Origin of the sequence: Pelobacter propionicus DSM 2379, assembly GCF_000015045.1 — a bacterium.
GTDB classification, from domain to species: Bacteria; Desulfobacterota; Desulfuromonadia; order Geobacterales; family Pseudopelobacteraceae; genus Pseudopelobacter; species Pseudopelobacter propionicus.
In genome coordinates this window covers 3,043,312-3,060,304 of sequence record NC_008609.1, presented here as the reverse complement: position 1 = coordinate 3,060,304, position 16,993 = coordinate 3,043,312, and the positions used below count along the sequence as shown (strand labels likewise).

15 protein-coding genes are annotated in these 16,993 nt (G+C 60.6%); all 15 read left to right on the top strand.

Annotation, left to right across the window (positions count from 1 at the left end):
• The first annotated feature begins 57 nt into the window (after nt 1-57).
• The 15 genes from PPRO_RS13850 (at nt 58) to hypB (ending at nt 16,975) form a co-directional block, all read left to right on the top strand.
• Nucleotides 58-1,959 (top strand): complex I subunit 5 family protein, encoded by a 1,902-nt coding sequence (locus PPRO_RS13850; RefSeq protein ID WP_011736636.1) that lies wholly within the window; start codon nt 58-60, stop codon nt 1,957-1,959.
• A 2-nt stretch (nt 1,960-1,961) separates the two neighbouring features.
• Entirely contained in the window at nt 1,962-3,635 is a 1,674-nt protein-coding gene (locus tag PPRO_RS13845) for a hydrogenase large subunit (RefSeq protein WP_011736635.1), read from the top strand.
• Nucleotides 3,636-3,659: 24 nt separating this feature from the next.
• Complete coding sequence (locus PPRO_RS13840; RefSeq protein ID WP_011736634.1) at nt 3,660-4,571, top strand: respiratory chain complex I subunit 1 family protein; 912 nt, start codon at nt 3,660-3,662, stop codon at nt 4,569-4,571.
• 13 nt (nt 4,572-4,584) lie between these two features.
• A complete protein-coding gene (locus tag PPRO_RS13835; protein ID WP_011736633.1) occupies nt 4,585-5,112 on the top strand; it encodes a 4Fe-4S dicluster domain-containing protein in 528 nt (175 codons plus the stop codon).
• Nucleotides 5,113-5,119: 7 nt separating this feature from the next.
• Nucleotides 5,120-5,659, top strand: coding sequence for an NADH-quinone oxidoreductase subunit B family protein (locus PPRO_RS13830; RefSeq protein WP_011736632.1), 540 nt, complete (start codon nt 5,120-5,122; stop codon nt 5,657-5,659).
• A 334-nt stretch (nt 5,660-5,993) separates the two neighbouring features.
• Nucleotides 5,994-8,000, top strand: coding sequence for a molybdopterin oxidoreductase family protein (locus tag PPRO_RS13825; protein ID WP_011736639.1), 2,007 nt, complete (start codon nt 5,994-5,996; stop codon nt 7,998-8,000).
• Entirely contained in the window at nt 7,997-9,079 is a 1,083-nt protein-coding gene (locus PPRO_RS13820) for a 4Fe-4S dicluster domain-containing protein (protein WP_011736638.1), read from the top strand. Before PPRO_RS13825 ends, PPRO_RS13820 begins: the two co-directional genes overlap by 4 nt.
• On the top strand, nt 9,076-9,924 hold the full coding sequence (locus tag PPRO_RS13815; RefSeq protein WP_011736637.1) for an FAD/NAD(P)-binding protein: 849 nt from the start codon (nt 9,076-9,078) through the stop codon (nt 9,922-9,924). The genes PPRO_RS13820 and PPRO_RS13815 overlap by 4 nt, the downstream gene beginning before the upstream one ends.
• 51 nt (nt 9,925-9,975) lie before the next feature.
• Nucleotides 9,976-11,877 carry a complex I subunit 5 family protein gene (locus PPRO_RS13810; protein WP_011736636.1) on the top strand — a complete coding sequence of 634 codons (1,902 nt, stop codon included), beginning with the start codon at nt 9,976-9,978 and terminating at the stop codon, nt 11,875-11,877.
• A gap of 2 nt (nt 11,878-11,879) precedes the next feature.
• On the top strand, nt 11,880-13,553 hold the full coding sequence (locus PPRO_RS13805; RefSeq protein ID WP_011736635.1) for a hydrogenase large subunit: 1,674 nt from the start codon (nt 11,880-11,882) through the stop codon (nt 13,551-13,553).
• A gap of 24 nt (nt 13,554-13,577) precedes the next feature.
• On the top strand, nt 13,578-14,489 hold the full coding sequence (locus PPRO_RS13800; protein WP_011736634.1) for a respiratory chain complex I subunit 1 family protein: 912 nt from the start codon (nt 13,578-13,580) through the stop codon (nt 14,487-14,489).
• 13 nt (nt 14,490-14,502) lie between these two features.
• Nucleotides 14,503-15,030 (top strand): 4Fe-4S dicluster domain-containing protein, encoded by a 528-nt coding sequence (locus PPRO_RS13795; protein WP_011736633.1) that lies wholly within the window; start codon nt 14,503-14,505, stop codon nt 15,028-15,030.
• A 7-nt stretch (nt 15,031-15,037) separates the two neighbouring features.
• A complete protein-coding gene (locus PPRO_RS13790) occupies nt 15,038-15,577 on the top strand; it encodes an NADH-quinone oxidoreductase subunit B family protein (protein WP_011736632.1) in 540 nt (179 codons plus the stop codon).
• Nucleotides 15,578-15,807: 230 nt separating this feature from the next.
• Nucleotides 15,808-16,140: a hydrogenase maturation nickel metallochaperone HypA gene (gene hypA / locus PPRO_RS13785; RefSeq protein ID WP_011736631.1), complete on the top strand. Its 333-nt coding sequence runs from the start codon at nt 15,808-15,810 to the stop codon at nt 16,138-16,140.
• Nucleotides 16,141-16,144: 4 nt separating this feature from the next.
• Complete coding sequence (hypB, locus tag PPRO_RS13780) at nt 16,145-16,975, top strand: hydrogenase nickel incorporation protein HypB (RefSeq protein ID WP_011736630.1); 831 nt, start codon at nt 16,145-16,147, stop codon at nt 16,973-16,975.
• The last annotated feature ends 18 nt before the right edge of the window (nt 16,976-16,993 follow it).

The window sequence follows — 16,993 nt, the reverse complement described above, 5'->3', positions numbered from 1 at the left end:
TTTAGCCGTTTCCCGACTACGAGTGCATGGCTTTGGGCCATTCGCAGAGGTGCAATAATGACTCCTGAACAAGCAGTACTCTTATCGATCGGCATCTGCGCCGCCGGTGCCGTAGTGACGCTTTTGCTCTCCATGAGCAAGAGCCTGTCCGGCTGGCTTTCCTTCCTGACCATGGTTGCCAGCGGTGTCTTGATCGTGCCGCGGGCGGTGCAGGTACTGACCAGCGGTCCTGCCAACCCGCACCATCCCGAGGCATTTTACACCCTGGGTGGTCACACGCTGCGCCTGTACGTTGACGGCCTGAGCTCCATCTTTTTGCTTCTTGCGGTGCTGATCGGGGTCTGTGCGGCCCTGTACTCCATCGTCCATGTGGAGAAATTCCCCACCAAGAGCGCGGCGATGTATCATCCGTTCCTGCTTCTGTTCGTGGGCGGCATGTACGGCATCCTCTCCATCACCGACACCATGTGGTTCTTCTGCGCCTTCTGGCAGCTGATGACCATCCCCAGCTTCATCCTGATGCTGTTCGAGAGTGAGAAGCCCGGCATCAAGGGCGCTGCCTTCAAGTACCTTGTCTTCATGGAAGCCGCCATGGTAGCCGCCATGGCCGGCGCCGCCATGATTGCCGGCGGCCCGGCCGAGCCTGGCCTTGCCTACGACTTCGACGTTCTTTCCGAAGGCATCCCGGCTCTGGTCGCCACCAACCCGGGTGCGCTCACTGGCTGCCTGGCCCTGTTCCTTGTTGGCTTCGGCATTAAAGTCGGCATGTGGCCCTTCGGTCAGCTGTGGGTACCCGACGCCTATGCCGCTGCTCCGTCCCCGGTAACCGCTCTCATCTCCGGCGTCATGAGCAAGACCGGCGTCTACGGCCTGATGAGGACCTTCCTGTGGCTGGTACCGGCCGACGTGCTTGGCCAGTACGACATGAGCAGGTGGGGCATGGCCCTGGCCATCCTGGGCACCATCACCCTGTTCACCGGCACCATGCAGGGTATGAAACAGGACGACACCAAACGGCTCCTGGCCTTCAGCTCCGTCGGTCAGCTGGGCTATATCATCCTTGCCCTTGGCGCCTGCGTCGCCCTGGTCCCCTCCGGTGACAACAGACTGCTTGCTCTGGCTGCCATCGCCTTCTGCGGCGGCCTGCTTCACGCCATCAACCACGGCATCTTCAAGGGTCTTCTGTTCTTCAGCGCCGGCTCCCTGTACCAGGCAACCGGCACCCAGGACTTAAACAAAATGGGCGGCCTGTGGAAGTACATGCCGGTCACCGGCTTTGCCGTCCTGATCGCCTCCTTCGGCATCGCCGGTGTACCGCTGTTAAACGGCTTTGTCAGCAAATGGAGCATCTACGTCGCCACCATCCAGGGGAGCACGAGCGCCAAATACCTTGCCGTCTGCGCCATCATCGCCATCCTCACCAGCGCCATGACGCTTGCCATGTACATCAAATTCTTCGGCGTCGCCTTTTTGTCCCGCCAGAGCACGGTGGTCAAACAGCAGGCCGCCAAGCAGGGGAATCTTGAAGTGGGCATGACCCAGCAGCTTCCGCAGCTGATCATGGCGCTTCTGTGCATCGTCATCGGCCTTGCCCCCGGCGCCGTGTACCAGGTTCTGGGCCAGGTGCTTAACACCAGCCGCCAGGGCTTTGCCGAGAAACTGGCCGACGCCAACACCATGTCCGCCGGCGCCACCACGGGTCTCTTCGCCATCGGCGGCGGCGCCCTGTACGTGCCGATCGTTATCGCTATCGTCCTGGCAGTAGCCTTCGTCATCGTGTACACCTTCTCCAAGCAGGGCGGTTCCACCCGCAAGAGCGGCGACGCCTGGCTGTGCGGGTATGCCCGCGAAGAAGAGTGCTATCGTTATGCCGCCTCCAACTTCTACGGTGAAATCAAGCGCTGCTTCGGGTGGCTCGGCGGCAATCCGCGTCCCCAGACACGCATCAAGGAAGACTAACCATGGTAAGTAAAAAGCTCCAGCAACTGAAAGACAAATTCGGCTCCGCCATCCAGCAGGCCGACGTAGTCAACGACATGCGTCTGTTGGTCTACATCGACCCGGCCAGCGTCAAACCGATCTGCCAGTACATCTTCCGCGACATGGATGCCCGCTACGTCATCAGCATAGGCTCTGACGACCGTCCGTACAGCGGCAAATTCCTTGTCTTCCACCAGTTCGCCTTTGACAAGGAAAAGATCCTGTTCAGCATCATCTGCCAGCTTCCGGGTGAGAACCCGCGCATCGACAGCATCTCCGGGATCATTCCCGCTGCCAACTGGGCCGAGCGCGAACTCAAGGACCTGTTGGGCATCGAGCCTGTGGGTCACCCCTATCCGAAGCGGCTGGTTCTTCCCGACGCCTGGCCCGATGGTCACCATCCCTTACGGAAAGACTTTGCCTGGAACAAGATTCCGGAAGGGTACGACGAAGAGCGCGAGTTCGACTTCGACGAGACCCCTCCCGGGTGCACCGCCGTCCCCTTCGGCCCGTTCCATCCGACGCTTGACGAGCCCGAGCACTTCCGCCTCTACGTGGATGGCGAATTCGTGCGTGGCTGCGAATACCGCGGCTTCATGGTCCACCGGGGCATCGAGAAGCTGTCCGAATCGGTACTTGGCTACAACGACGTGCCCATGATGGCCGAGCGCATCTGCGGCATCTGCGGCTGCGTGCACAGCCTGGCTTTCTGTCAGGCCGTAGAGAACGGGGCCGGGGTCATCGTTCCTCCGCGGGCCGAATTCATCCGCACCATCATGCTTGAGATCGAGCGTCTGCACAGCCATCCCATGTGGGTCGGCCTTGCCTGCCACCTGGTGGGCTTCGACACCCTGTTCATGCAGGCCTGGCGCATCCGTGAACCGATCATGTGGTTGGCCGAGAAGATCACCGGCAACCGCAAGACCTACGGCCTTGGCATCATCGGTGGCGTTCGCTGGGACTTCACGCCTGAGCTGATCGCCGAGACCCGCGCCGTCCTTGACAAGCTGGAGAGCGAATGGCGTCAGGTCGTCGCCGCCGTCAGCAAGGACAAGAACATCATGGCCCGTACCAGCGGCGTCGGCATGGCCGACAAGGCGCTGTGCAAAGAGATGGGCCTGGTAGGTCCGGTCGCCCGTGGGGGCGGCGTTGACATCGACGCCCGTCGTGATCACCCCTACGCCGCCTACGACCGGGTGGACTTCAAAGTCATCACCCACAACACCGCCGACGTCTGGGGCCGTGTGGTGGTGCGCATGCTGGAAGTCTTCGAATCGATCAACATCATCCGCCAGTGCTTTGACAAGATGCCGCAGGGCCCGCTGGTAGCGGACATCACCACGGAGCTTCCTGCTGGCCGGGTTGGCTACACCTCCATCGAAGCCCCGCGCGGTGAGAGCCACCACTTCGCCATCACCGGTGACGACAACCGTCCTCGTCGCTGGCGTGCCCGAGCTCCGACCTATCAGAACCTGCAGGGTATCCCGGCCATGATCAAGGACCAGCGCATAGCCGACATGCAGATCTCCTTAGGTGGCATCGACCCGTGCATGTCCTGCACCGACCGCATGGAAACCATCGACATCAGGACCGGCGCACGCAAGAGCTGGACAAAAGCCGAACTTCTCTCGTTGTCCAGATCACGGAAAGGCTAGGAGGTAGTTGTGGAGAGTAACGTCATGAACATGATAGTGGGCGTCCTGGTAAACGTCATCCTGGTGTTAGCGCTCGCTCCGCTCTTTCAGGGCGTACTTCGAAAGGTAACGGCCCGTATCCAGTCGCGTCAGGGACCTCCGATCAACCAGCCCTACCTGGATATCCTGAAACTGTTGGGCAAGGACGACATCGAATCCGGTGAAGCCCCCGTGCTGCAGCGTTTCGCCGCCTATCTTCCCCTGGCGGTCATGCTGACCATCGCCTGCCTGGTGCCCATGGGCTTCAAGGCCCCGCTGTCCGGCTCCGGCGACGTTCTGCTTTTGATCCTGCTGATGACCCTTGCCGGCATCTGCACCCTGCTGGCCGGCCTGGCCTCCGGCTCCACCTACTCTCTGATCGGCATCAACCGCGAGATGATGTGCATGATCACCCTTGAGCCGCTGTTCGCCGTCGCCATCGTCATGGGCGCTCTGGCCAAGGGGAGTTTCAACCTGGACGAAGTGCTCTCCGGCTCGGTCTACGGCGCAAACGGCATGGCGCTGTCCGGCTTCGCCATGCTGGTGATCATGCTGCTGGCCTTCCAGGCCTTCGTGGGTCGTGCGCCCTTCGACATCTCCGAAGCTGAAACAGAGATCATGGAAGGGGCCATGGTGGAATACTCCGGTCCCAAACTGGCCCTGTTCCAGTACGCCAACATGGCCAAACTGGTGGTGTACAGCGCCCTGTTTGTCTCCCTGTTCGTCCCCTGGGGTTCCGGTCTGGCCGCTCCGATCAGCTTCATCCTGTTCTGGGTCAAGGTCTTCGCCATGGTGCTTCTGGTAACCACCATCGCCGCCACCCACGCCCGCTACCGCATCGACCAGGCCATCCGGTACTTCGCGATCATGCTGGCCGTATCCCTGGTAACCCTGGCCGCCGCCAGCTACGGCTTCTGATAGAGGTGAATGTATGTCCATACTGAGCAAACTGAAAGAGACCGCGATCTGCCTGAACGCCGGCCGGGTAACCATGCCGTACCCCTTTGAGTCCAAGCCCGTGCCCGAACGCTTCCGCGGCCGTCCGATCTGGGACCACGTCAAATGCATCGGCTGCGCCGGTTGCGCCAACAACTGCCCGTCCCGTGAGATCCTGATCAACGACATCTGCCAGGAGATCCGGATCCTGCACTACCTTGGCCGCCGCTGCACCTACTGCGGTCGCTGTGCCGACGTCTGCCCTGAAGACGCCATCACCATGAGCCACGAGTTCGAGAACGGCACCAACAAGATCACCGATCTTCAGCAGCGTCTGGAACTGTTCATGAGCACCTGCCAGCGCTGCGGCCGCTGCTTCAAGGGGCAGTCACCGCTGGAAGCGCTGAAGATGAAAGGGTACCGCGCGGACGACCTTGCCAACGACCGCTGGGTCTTCAAATCAACGGCCTACCTCCCCGGCCAGCCGATCCTCGAAGACCTCACCATAGAACTGGAGGGCTAACGCCGTCATGCTAAAGAATCTTTGCCAGAAAGTGTTCGGTCGTTCGCTGTGGGTTTACCACGCCAACAGCGGCGGGTGCAACGGCTGCGACATCGAAGTTTTGAACGTCCTCACCCCGTACTATGACGTAGAGCGTTTCGGGATCAAACTGGTTGGTTCCCCCCGTCACGCCGACGTCATGCTCTGCCAGGGGCCTGCCATGCGCTCCACCGGCAAGGCACTCCAGCGCGCCTACGCCGCCATGCCCGGCCCCAAGCTTGTGTTTGCCATCGGCTCCTGCGCCTGCGGCGGCGGCATCTGGCACGACAGCTACGCCGTGCACGGCCCGGTGGAGAAACTGATCCCGGTCAACTACTACGTTCCCGGCTGCCCTCCGCGTCCTGAAGCCATCATCTGGGGCGTAGCCGTAGCCGCGGGGCTTGTGGACAAGAAGACCGCGCCGGTGGAATTCAAACAGGTAAGCGACTTCCCCATGCCGCGGTACCATCCCGAAGACCTCAGAGGCTCGGGTGACCTGGTGATCTACGAGAAGATGCAGAAGATCTGACCGGAACGTTACATCCCGGAACACACGCCCCCTTGCGTATCGATCGGCAGCACACGATACACAAGGGGGTTCGTGTGTCAGGCTAACAACGTTCCAATCGATCGGAAACGTATGACAGCCGTGAAGAGTGGCATTATGTCTAAGTAGCTATTTCTTTGGTCGAAATAAAATAGGGTTTGACAATCTCGTGCCAGTTGTGGTACGAACATCTAGCTTTTACCGAGACTAAAAAAGTAAGAGTAAAAATCCCACCATATCCGTAACTTATGGAATTCCTCGGTGTATTCCGACTTTCCCACCCGGCGACAGGATTGGGTTGAAACGGGAGTGACGCATGGCTCAAAGTCTAACCACCTGCACCTTTTGCGGCGTAGGGTGTGGTCTCTATCTTGAGACTACTCCTGAACGCATTGCTGGCGTCTACCCCAGCGTATCGCACCCCGCAAACAAGGGCAAAATCTGCATCCGCGGCTGGCACGTTCATGAAGTTGCCAGCTCCCCCGACCGCCTGAAGGCACCGCTTCTCAGGAAGAACGGCCAGCTCGAAGAAGTGACGTGGCAGGAGGCGTATGAGTTCATCGCCTCACGTCTGAAGGAGATCAAGGGCGCCTCCGGTCCCGACTCGATCGCCTTTCTGAACTCTCCGCGTTGCTGCAACGAAGAGAGCTACCTTCTTCAGAAGCTTGCGCGCAGCGTCATCGGCACCAACAACGTGGACCATGGCGCCGGCGTGTACAGCAACAACTCGGTCAACGTCCTTCTGGACATGCTGGGTGTTGCCGCCGCCACCAACTCCATCGACGACCTGGAGCAGAGCGACCTGATCATCGTCGACGGCGTTGACCTTGCCCGTCAGCTTCCCACCGTAGCGGGCACGGTGCTGCGCGCCAGACTCAGCGGCGCCAAGCTGGTGGTCATCGGCGAGCGTCGTCAGCGTGTTGCCGAGAACGCCGACTGGTTTCTGCAGATCAACCCGGGCACGGAAGCCGTTCTCTACGGCGCCATGGCCAAACTGATCGTGGACCACGGCCTGATGGACCTTGCCTTCATCAAGGCCAACTGTTCTGACTACGATGCCTTTCTGGCCCAGGCCAAGCAGTACGACCTGATCGCCGCCGCCCAGACCTGCGGCGTTCCTGCCGAACAGATCGAAGCCGTAGCCGTAGCCTACGCCAAATCAAAATCCTCGGCCATCCTGTACTCCACCGGCGCCGAGACCCGTGACTCCGACTCCATCAGGGCGGCCGTCAACCTGGCGCTTCTGGCCGGCCAGATCGGCAAAGTCGGCTCTGGCATCTTCCCGCTGGCCGAACACAACAACCTTCAGGGCACCTGCGACATGGGCATGCTTCCCGACCGCCTTCCCGGCTACCGTCCGCTCTCCGCGGGGAGCGAGCTTGAAAGCGTGTATGGCGCCAAGCTTCCGGCTACCCCCGGCGTAACGGCCGCAGCCGTGCTGAAAGACCGTGCCAAGGGTAAAATCAAGGCGGTCTGGCTGGACCGTTACGACCCGGTCAACACCGCCGCCCTGGGCAGCGCCGCCAAGGCTTTGGAAGAGTGCGAGCTGGTCATCGTCCAGCACCTGTTTTTGACTGAAACCGCCAAACTGGCCGACGTCGTCCTTCCCACCACCGCCTTCGGTGAAGAGACGGTCAGCTTCACCAGCACCGAGCGTCGCATCCAGCTCGCCCGCCAGGCCGTTCCTGCGCCTCAGGGGATCACCCCTGCCTGGCAGCAGATCGCCCAGGTGGCCAAGGCACTGGGAAGTGACTGGAACTATGCCGACGCGGCAGCGGTCATGGCCGAGATCGGCCGGGCCGTACCTTCCTACAGCGCCGCCGACTACGACAGCCTGGGTGTTGAATTCGGCCGTCAGTGGCCCTGCACCAAGGACGCGCCCCACGGCACGCCGATCCTGTTTAGCGGCGGTTCCGGCAGCTTCAAATTTGTACCGGTCGCCAAGCCTTCGGCTCCCGCCGCCTTAAGCACGGACTTCCCCTTCACCCTGGTACTGGGCAACTCCAGCTACTACTGGAACCAGAACGTCCTCATCGCCCACAGCGAGATCTTAAAGCGTGAATACCGGGTAATGCTCCTGGACTATCCGCAAGGGTTCGTCGAGATCAATGCTGACGACGCCAAGGAGATGAAGATCCGGGACAAGCAGAAGATCAAACTCTGCGGCGGCTCCGGCTGCGCCGTAACCGTTGCCCGCGTCACCCCCGAGGTCAAGCGGGGCACGGTATTTGTACCCTACCAGGAGCTGAGCCAGATGCAGGCGATGCGCGGTGCGGATGACGCCCGGTTCCTGGCTGTTCGTGTAGAAACGGAGGTCGCATGAAAGCACGTATCTTGAGCCGCGCCGATGTGCTGAACGTAATCGATCAGCTGCGCGGACAGGGCTTTGAGGTCCTGGCCCCCTTCCTCGGTCGCGGTAGCGACAGCGCCTTTGACGTAGTCACCGACGCCAACCGGGACCAGGTCCAGTTGCACGTTCCCAACCCCTACTATCCGGCCAAACGGTTCGTGTTCCCGCACATGGAACGGACCATGAAGATTCACGAAGACAAATCCAAGAACAGCCTGAGCTTCGAGCCCACCGTGGACGCTCCCAAGCGCGCCCTGTTCGGCGTGCGCTCCTGCGACGTGCGTGGCATCTACCACCTGGACCGCTTCTTCCTGGGGCGTGACTTCAAGGATGGCTACCACGAGGCGAAACGGAACAACCTGTTCATCGTCAACTTCGCCTGCACGGACAAGGACCTGGACATAGGCAAGCAGTGCTTCTGCCTGTGCACCGACTCCGGCCCTGCCGCCCGTGAGAACTTCGACCTTCAGCTCATGGACCTGGGCAACGACGAATACATGGCCGTAGCCGGCAGTCCGGCGGGCGAGGCACTGTTTGCGGCCCCCTTCTACAAGAAGTGCACGGCTGGCCACGTAACGAAACGGGCCGAAGTGCTGGAAGCGGCCCGCACAGAGCTGAAAGACGCCACCACCTGGTTCTCCGGTGCCGTACGCTACGTCACCGGCAACCGGGTAAGCAACAAGACCTGGACCGAGATCGGCAACCGCTGTGTCGAATGCGGTGGCTGCACCTTTGTCTGCCCCGCCTGCACCTGTTTCACCGTCACCGACCGTAAGATCGGTCCGACGGAGATCGAGCGCTTGAAAGTGTGGGACGCCTGCGCCTTCAGCGGCTTTACGAGAATGGCCGGTGGCCACAACCCGCGCCAGGCCGTGCATGACCGTCGCAACCGTCGTTTCTTCCGGAAACTGCACCACTACTTCATCCAGCGCGAGCTGTCGGTCGCCTGTATCGGCTGCGGTCGCTGCGCCGTGGTCTGCCACGGCGACATAGGAATGCCGAGCGTCGTGGAAATGATCCGCCGCGCCACAACGGAGAGTGACAAGCAATGAACCAATCACCCGCTGATAACATCTATCTGCCGAAGGTCGCCATCGTCGACGCCTTGAACGACGAGATCCCGGAAGTCAAAACGGTTCATTGGCACCTGGAGAACCCCGAGGATCAGAAACAGTTTCTTTCGACCTTCGGTCCTGGCATGTTCTGCCTGGTCACCATCCCGGGCAAGGGCGAATTCACCCTCTCGCTTCCGCCTTCTCCCACTGAAGGTAAAGTCTTCTTCACCTTGAGAAGGGTAGGGGTCTGCTCCAACGCCTTCCAGGAGTACAAGCCGGGCGACCGTTTCGCGCTGAGAGGTCCCTTTGGCAACGGCTTCCCCATGGAATCGTACTACGGCAAGAACATCGTCGTCGTCGCCGGCGGTATCGGCCTGATCCCGCTGCGTTCCACCATCGTCTATATCCTTGCCAACCGTGACAAGTTCAAGAGCGTGCAGATCTTCTACGGCGCCAAGAACCCCGAGACGCTGATGTACGCCGAAGACCTGAAGGTCTGGGAGAAGGGTGGGGCGGAATTCTATCTCACCGTTGACAGCGCCAGCCCCGGTTACACCGGTAACGTGGGCGTGGTCGGCTCCCTGTTCAAGAAACCTGGCGTCACGGTGAACGTGGACAACACGGTAGCGTTCGTGTGCGGTCCGCCGATCATGTTCCGCTTCGTCATCAAGGACCTCCTGGACCTTGGCTTCAAGGAGAGCAACATCGTCTCGACCCTGGAGCGCTACATGAAATGCGGCGTTGGCAAATGCGGCCACTGCTGCGTGGGTGTCTCCTACGTCTGCGTCGACGGCCCGGTATTTACCTACGAACAGCTGAAAACGCTCGGGGAAGATATCTAACGTTTCCCGACTACGAGTGCATGGCTTTGGGCCATTCGCAGAGGTGCAATAATGACTCCTGAACAAGCAGTACTCTTATCGATCGGCATCTGCGCCGCCGGTGCCGTAGTGACGCTTTTGCTCTCCATGAGCAAGAGCCTGTCCGGCTGGCTTTCCTTCCTGACCATGGTTGCCAGCGGTGTCTTGATCGTGCCGCGGGCGGTGCAGGTACTGACCAGCGGTCCTGCCAACCCGCACCATCCCGAGGCATTTTACACCCTGGGTGGTCACACGCTGCGCCTGTACGTTGACGGCCTGAGCTCCATCTTTTTGCTTCTTGCGGTGCTGATCGGGGTCTGTGCGGCCCTGTACTCCATCGTCCATGTGGAGAAATTCCCCACCAAGAGCGCGGCGATGTATCATCCGTTCCTGCTTCTGTTCGTGGGCGGCATGTACGGCATCCTCTCCATCACCGACACCATGTGGTTCTTCTGCGCCTTCTGGCAGCTGATGACCATCCCCAGCTTCATCCTGATGCTGTTCGAGAGTGAGAAGCCCGGCATCAAGGGCGCTGCCTTCAAGTACCTTGTCTTCATGGAAGCCGCCATGGTAGCCGCCATGGCCGGCGCCGCCATGATTGCCGGCGGCCCGGCCGAGCCTGGCCTTGCCTACGACTTCGACGTTCTTTCCGAAGGCATCCCGGCTCTGGTCGCCACCAACCCGGGTGCGCTCACTGGCTGCCTGGCCCTGTTCCTTGTTGGCTTCGGCATTAAAGTCGGCATGTGGCCCTTCGGTCAGCTGTGGGTACCCGACGCCTATGCCGCTGCTCCGTCCCCGGTAACCGCTCTCATCTCCGGCGTCATGAGCAAGACCGGCGTCTACGGCCTGATGAGGACCTTCCTGTGGCTGGTACCGGCCGACGTGCTTGGCCAGTACGACATGAGCAGGTGGGGCATGGCCCTGGCCATCCTGGGCACCATCACCCTGTTCACCGGCACCATGCAGGGTATGAAACAGGACGACACCAAACGGCTCCTGGCCTTCAGCTCCGTCGGTCAGCTGGGCTATATCATCCTTGCCCTTGGCGCCTGCGTCGCCCTGGTCCCCTCCGGTGACAACAGACTGCTTGCTCTGGCTGCCATCGCCTTCTGCGGCGGCCTGCTTCACGCCATCAACCACGGCATCTTCAAGGGTCTTCTGTTCTTCAGCGCCGGCTCCCTGTACCAGGCAACCGGCACCCAGGACTTAAACAAAATGGGCGGCCTGTGGAAGTACATGCCGGTCACCGGCTTTGCCGTCCTGATCGCCTCCTTCGGCATCGCCGGTGTACCGCTGTTAAACGGCTTTGTCAGCAAATGGAGCATCTACGTCGCCACCATCCAGGGGAGCACGAGCGCCAAATACCTTGCCGTCTGCGCCATCATCGCCATCCTCACCAGCGCCATGACGCTTGCCATGTACATCAAATTCTTCGGCGTCGCCTTTTTGTCCCGCCAGAGCACGGTGGTCAAACAGCAGGCCGCCAAGCAGGGGAATCTTGAAGTGGGCATGACCCAGCAGCTTCCGCAGCTGATCATGGCGCTTCTGTGCATCGTCATCGGCCTTGCCCCCGGCGCCGTGTACCAGGTTCTGGGCCAGGTGCTTAACACCAGCCGCCAGGGCTTTGCCGAGAAACTGGCCGACGCCAACACCATGTCCGCCGGCGCCACCACGGGTCTCTTCGCCATCGGCGGCGGCGCCCTGTACGTGCCGATCGTTATCGCTATCGTCCTGGCAGTAGCCTTCGTCATCGTGTACACCTTCTCCAAGCAGGGCGGTTCCACCCGCAAGAGCGGCGACGCCTGGCTGTGCGGGTATGCCCGCGAAGAAGAGTGCTATCGTTATGCCGCCTCCAACTTCTACGGTGAAATCAAGCGCTGCTTCGGGTGGCTCGGCGGCAATCCGCGTCCCCAGACACGCATCAAGGAAGACTAACCATGGTAAGTAAAAAGCTCCAGCAACTGAAAGACAAATTCGGCTCCGCCATCCAGCAGGCCGACGTAGTCAACGACATGCGTCTGTTGGTCTACATCGACCCGGCCAGCGTCAAACCGATCTGCCAGTACATCTTCCGCGACATGGATGCCCGCTACGTCATCAGCATAGGCTCTGACGACCGTCCGTACAGCGGCAAATTCCTTGTCTTCCACCAGTTCGCCTTTGACAAGGAAAAGATCCTGTTCAGCATCATCTGCCAGCTTCCGGGTGAGAACCCGCGCATCGACAGCATCTCCGGGATCATTCCCGCTGCCAACTGGGCCGAGCGCGAACTCAAGGACCTGTTGGGCATCGAGCCTGTGGGTCACCCCTATCCGAAGCGGCTGGTTCTTCCCGACGCCTGGCCCGATGGTCACCATCCCTTACGGAAAGACTTTGCCTGGAACAAGATTCCGGAAGGGTACGACGAAGAGCGCGAGTTCGACTTCGACGAGACCCCTCCCGGGTGCACCGCCGTCCCCTTCGGCCCGTTCCATCCGACGCTTGACGAGCCCGAGCACTTCCGCCTCTACGTGGATGGCGAATTCGTGCGTGGCTGCGAATACCGCGGCTTCATGGTCCACCGGGGCATCGAGAAGCTGTCCGAATCGGTACTTGGCTACAACGACGTGCCCATGATGGCCGAGCGCATCTGCGGCATCTGCGGCTGCGTGCACAGCCTGGCTTTCTGTCAGGCCGTAGAGAACGGGGCCGGGGTCATCGTTCCTCCGCGGGCCGAATTCATCCGCACCATCATGCTTGAGATCGAGCGTCTGCACAGCCATCCCATGTGGGTCGGCCTTGCCTGCCACCTGGTGGGCTTCGACACCCTGTTCATGCAGGCCTGGCGCATCCGTGAACCGATCATGTGGTTGGCCGAGAAGATCACCGGCAACCGCAAGACCTACGGCCTTGGCATCATCGGTGGCGTTCGCTGGGACTTCACGCCTGAGCTGATCGCCGAGACCCGCGCCGTCCTTGACAAGCTGGAGAGCGAATGGCGTCAGGTCGTCGCCGCCGTCAGCAAGGACAAGAACATCATGGCCCGTACCAGCGGCGTCGGCATGGCCGACAAGGCGCTGTGCAAAGAGATGGGCCTGGTAGGTCCGGTCGCCCGTGGGGGCGGCGTTGACATCGACGCCCGTCGTGATCACCCCTACGCCGCCTACGACCGGGTGGACTTCAAAGTCATCACCCACAACACCGCCGACGTCTGGGGCCGTGTGGTGGTGCGCATGCTGGAAGTCTTCGAATCGATCAACATCATCCGCCAGTGCTTTGACAAGATGCCGCAGGGCCCGCTGGTAGCGGACATCACCACGGAGCTTCCTGCTGGCCGGGTTGGCTACACCTCCATCGAAGCCCCGCGCGGTGAGAGCCACCACTTCGCCATCACCGGTGACGACAACCGTCCTCGTCGCTGGCGTGCCCGAGCTCCGACCTATCAGAACCTGCAGGGTATCCCGGCCATGATCAAGGACCAGCGCATAGCCGACATGCAGATCTCCTTAGGTGGCATCGACCCGTGCATGTCCTGCACCGACCGCATGGAAACCATCGACATCAGGACCGGCGCACGCAAGAGCTGGACAAAAGCCGAACTTCTCTCGTTGTCCAGATCACGGAAAGGCTAGGAGGTAGTTGTGGAGAGTAACGTCATGAACATGATAGTGGGCGTCCTGGTAAACGTCATCCTGGTGTTAGCGCTCGCTCCGCTCTTTCAGGGCGTACTTCGAAAGGTAACGGCCCGTATCCAGTCGCGTCAGGGACCTCCGATCAACCAGCCCTACCTGGATATCCTGAAACTGTTGGGCAAGGACGACATCGAATCCGGTGAAGCCCCCGTGCTGCAGCGTTTCGCCGCCTATCTTCCCCTGGCGGTCATGCTGACCATCGCCTGCCTGGTGCCCATGGGCTTCAAGGCCCCGCTGTCCGGCTCCGGCGACGTTCTGCTTTTGATCCTGCTGATGACCCTTGCCGGCATCTGCACCCTGCTGGCCGGCCTGGCCTCCGGCTCCACCTACTCTCTGATCGGCATCAACCGCGAGATGATGTGCATGATCACCCTTGAGCCGCTGTTCGCCGTCGCCATCGTCATGGGCGCTCTGGCCAAGGGGAGTTTCAACCTGGACGAAGTGCTCTCCGGCTCGGTCTACGGCGCAAACGGCATGGCGCTGTCCGGCTTCGCCATGCTGGTGATCATGCTGCTGGCCTTCCAGGCCTTCGTGGGTCGTGCGCCCTTCGACATCTCCGAAGCTGAAACAGAGATCATGGAAGGGGCCATGGTGGAATACTCCGGTCCCAAACTGGCCCTGTTCCAGTACGCCAACATGGCCAAACTGGTGGTGTACAGCGCCCTGTTTGTCTCCCTGTTCGTCCCCTGGGGTTCCGGTCTGGCCGCTCCGATCAGCTTCATCCTGTTCTGGGTCAAGGTCTTCGCCATGGTGCTTCTGGTAACCACCATCGCCGCCACCCACGCCCGCTACCGCATCGACCAGGCCATCCGGTACTTCGCGATCATGCTGGCCGTATCCCTGGTAACCCTGGCCGCCGCCAGCTACGGCTTCTGATAGAGGTGAATGTATGTCCATACTGAGCAAACTGAAAGAGACCGCGATCTGCCTGAACGCCGGCCGGGTAACCATGCCGTACCCCTTTGAGTCCAAGCCCGTGCCCGAACGCTTCCGCGGCCGTCCGATCTGGGACCACGTCAAATGCATCGGCTGCGCCGGTTGCGCCAACAACTGCCCGTCCCGTGAGATCCTGATCAACGACATCTGCCAGGAGATCCGGATCCTGCACTACCTTGGCCGCCGCTGCACCTACTGCGGTCGCTGTGCCGACGTCTGCCCTGAAGACGCCATCACCATGAGCCACGAGTTCGAGAACGGCACCAACAAGATCACCGATCTTCAGCAGCGTCTGGAACTGTTCATGAGCACCTGCCAGCGCTGCGGCCGCTGCTTCAAGGGGCAGTCACCGCTGGAAGCGCTGAAGATGAAAGGGTACCGCGCGGACGACCTTGCCAACGACCGCTGGGTCTTCAAATCAACGGCCTACCTCCCCGGCCAGCCGATCCTCGAAGACCTCACCATAGAACTGGAGGGCTAACGCCGTCATGCTAAAGAATCTTTGCCAGAAAGTGTTCGGTCGTTCGCTGTGGGTTTACCACGCCAACAGCGGCGGGTGCAACGGCTGCGACATCGAAGTTTTGAACGTCCTCACCCCGTACTATGACGTAGAGCGTTTCGGGATCAAACTGGTTGGTTCCCCCCGTCACGCCGACGTCATGCTCTGCCAGGGGCCTGCCATGCGCTCCACCGGCAAGGCACTCCAGCGCGCCTACGCCGCCATGCCCGGCCCCAAGCTTGTGTTTGCCATCGGCTCCTGCGCCTGCGGCGGCGGCATCTGGCACGACAGCTACGCCGTGCACGGCCCGGTGGAGAAACTGATCCCGGTCAACTACTACGTTCCCGGCTGCCCTCCGCGTCCTGAAGCCATCATCTGGGGCGTAGCCGTAGCCGCGGGGCTTGTGGACAAGAAGACCGCGCCGGTGGAATTCAAACAGGTAAGCGACTTCCCCATGCCGCGGTACCATCCCGAAGACCTCAGAGGCTCGGGTGACCTGGTGATCTACGAGAAGATGCAGAAGATCTGACCGGAACGTTACATCCCGGAACACACGCCCCCTTGCGTATCGATCGGCAGCACACGATACACAAGGGGGTTCGTGTTTTAGCGGCTACGCGATTGAAGGTGGTTCGGACGTGCCTGCTTTAAAAAGTGCTTTAGCTCAGGCGTAAAATGTGAGACTATCAGCCACTGAAACGTCGCAACCGGTCTATGCGGTGCGTAACGGAAGCAGTACCCTGACAGCGAGGATTGTTGATGCATGAGTTGACCATTATGAAGAACGTGGTGTCGATCTGTGAGCAGAATGCTGCCGGGAGTCGGGTGACGTCCGTAACCCTGGACGTGGGTGAACTGTCCGGCATCGTCCCCGGCGCCCTCGAATTCTGCTTCGATTCATGCACCAAGGGTACCCTTCTGGAGGGTGCCAGCCTGAAAATTATTATCATCGAACCCCAGGTTCGCTGCAACGGCTGCAAGGCTCTGTTCGGCGCCCGGGCTTATCACGACTCATGCCCCGAATGTGGTGGTTTCGATATCGAGATTCTCTTTGGTGAGGAACTTCGGGTAAAAGAACTGGAGGTAGTGTAGCGTTATGTGTACGACATGCGGTTGCCCCACCGTGGGAGAACATTCCCACGACCATGACCATGGTCACGATCATAGCCATGACCATACCCATACCCATGATGACCATCACCACGGAGATGGGCATCACCATCATCACGAACACCCTACGCCTTCTCAGGCCGGGCAGACGCGCACGATCAGCGTGGAGACGGATATCCTGGATCGCAACAACCGCCTGGCGGCGACCAACCGCCTGCTGTTCGCCAGTCAGGGGATCTTTACCCTCAACTTGGTCAGTTCACCCGGTTCCGGAAAAACGACCCTTCTGGAGCGCACCCTCAGGGAATTGGGCGGAAAAGTGCGCTGCGCCGTGATCGAGGGGGATCAGCAGACCGATAACGATGCGCAACGGATCGCAGCCACCGGCGTGCAGGTTAAGCAGATCAATACCGGTGCCGGTTGCCATCTGGATGCCCACATGATCCTGCACGCCGCCGCTGACTTCGATCTTGCCAGCTTGGATCTGCTGTTTATCGAAAACGTGGGCAACCTGGTTTGCCCCGCCTCCTTCGATCTGGGTGAGAATCACAAGGTGGCTGTTCTCTCCGTTACCGAGGGGGAGGACAAGCCGCTCAAATATCCGCACATGTTCCATGCCGCCGATGTCATGATCCTCAACAAGATCGATCTGCTTCCCCATCTGACCTTTGAAGTGGATAAATGCCGCGAAATGGCTCTCAGGGTCAATCCGAACATCACCATCATCGAAGTTTCCGCCCAGACCGGGGAGGGGATGGATCGATGGTACGCATGGCTCTCCCAGGGGATGGCAGACGCTCGATCGAAAAAGGCCTGAGCAGCGAACGAAAGCGAG